Origin of the sequence: Candidatus Sordicultor fermentans (genome assembly GCF_012728195.1) — a bacterium.
In the GTDB taxonomy this organism is placed as follows: domain Bacteria; phylum Atribacterota; class Atribacteria; order Atribacterales; family Caldatribacteriaceae; genus Sordicultor; species Sordicultor fermentans.
In genome coordinates this window covers 1-1734 of sequence record NZ_JAAYFP010000049.1, presented here as the reverse complement: position 1 = coordinate 1734, position 1734 = coordinate 1, and the positions used below count along the sequence as shown (strand labels likewise).

Genomic DNA, 1734 nt, shown 5'->3' with positions numbered 1-1734 from the left:
CATTTGAGGAAGAGAAGAAGTTTTAAGAGAAGAAGGAGGAGGAAATATTTGAAGAAGAAACAGAAGTTGAAGAAGAAAAGCAGCAAAGAGCCATAGAGGAAGGACGACAATTAGAAAAGGTGGGGCAGAAAATATTAGAAGATGAGGGAAAGAAAGCAGCGGAAGATAAACACGGATGGGAAGAGCAAGAAAAGCGTGAAAAAGAAAGGGAGGAAAATAGCCACGAAGAGGTAGAAATAGAAAAATCTGAAAAAAAAGGCGGGGAGATAAAAATTGAGGAAGAAGATATAAAGCTCGCAAAAAAGAAAGAGACGAAGAGAAATTCAGGAATAGAAGTACAAGCACGAAAGCCTTATAGAAAGAAAGCACCTACAGTAGAAAGAAAGAGCGAGAATACAGAAAGCCATCACGAAAAGAAAAAAGAATCAGTAATTCTCAAGCCCATGACAGAAGTAGATTTAGGGAAAAGGAAAGACTCAAGGTTGATTAAACCACCACAGACACCAGCAGATTTGGAGAAGAATGATAAAGAAAAAGAAACATCTATAAGGGTGGAATCACCTTATGTAGAAATCGATCTTGATGAGGCAGAAGTTTTCTTTATCATGCCAAAACAGTGGTTTGAAACCAGCACAATGGATAGTGTTCCACAAGAGCTACATTATAAATTGGAACTAAATGGGAACGAGCAAGTTATTTCCGCAGGAGTAAGTAGTGATAAACAAGGTGTTGCAACGGTGGAAGAAAGGCAAATAAACTTAGAAAAACCCCTAAAGAATTTTAAGATTATCTACCCAGATGAACTTCAAGGTAAAACTTATATTTATCAGCATAGTAGTGAGGTTTTATATCCATTCATTGCAATAGGAAATAATCGCGGGAGAATGTATTACCTTTATGATAAGGGAGGGAGCCTTAATCCTTTACCGAATAGAGATGTTTGGATTCTTCTTGAGAAAGATTTTGGTTTAGTTACTGACCCGGATGTAATTGAAGAAAGATGGATTTGGGAAAAATACCAGTCAATGCGTGTTAGCTTAAAAGATATAAACGAACTCATCATAAAGAATAACCAAACTGAAAAAGAAAAAAGAATACCCTGTCAATCATCTTTCTCTATAGAAGGAGATACCCTGATTAAGGATAATTTTGAGAAGCAGATGCCACTGTTTGCAGGGAATAGCCTCAAAATAAAAGCACCTACTGTAAATCCATCTGGTTGGGTGATATGGATTCAAAATAGGCAAGCGGGTTATAAAATTGTTACTGAGAACTGGACCGGTGATTACCCCTTAGAGCTAAAGCTTCCTGATGACTTACCTTGTGAATGTGGAGAATTTCAAATAGATATTTGTGAACAAGAGGATAGAATTCCCATAGAAACGCTATTTTTTCGCTATATTCCTTTTATCCAATTGAAATTTCCAAGGGACCTTGTAATTCCAGATCCAGAAATTGGACATAAAAAAGAGTTTGTCAAAATTCTTCTGGAGAAAGATTTTCAGGATTGGGTATTGAAAACGGATTAAAAGACCCGGTATAAATATGTAGAAAATGGCTATCAAATCGAGTTGTTACCTGAACAAGACACTCTTCGTTTTTCTCTTATGAAGCGAGGTAAACCCGAGATTGAAACAAATTTCAAAATAACCATCCCAAGATTAAAGTGGAGAACTTCAAAAGATGAGGAATGGCATGATAAGCCCTTACAAATAAAAAGAGACGAATTAATTG

General features: G+C 36.3%; 1 protein-coding gene. It reads left to right on the top strand.

The window, feature by feature from the left end; genetic code table 11:
• Positions 1–119: 119 nt before the first annotated feature.
• Positions 120–1529 carry a hypothetical protein gene (locus GXZ17_RS02550; protein WP_409375724.1) on the top strand — a complete coding sequence of 470 codons (1410 nt, stop codon included), beginning with the start codon at positions 120–122 and terminating at the stop codon, positions 1527–1529.
• The last annotated feature ends 205 nt before the right edge of the window (positions 1530–1734 follow it).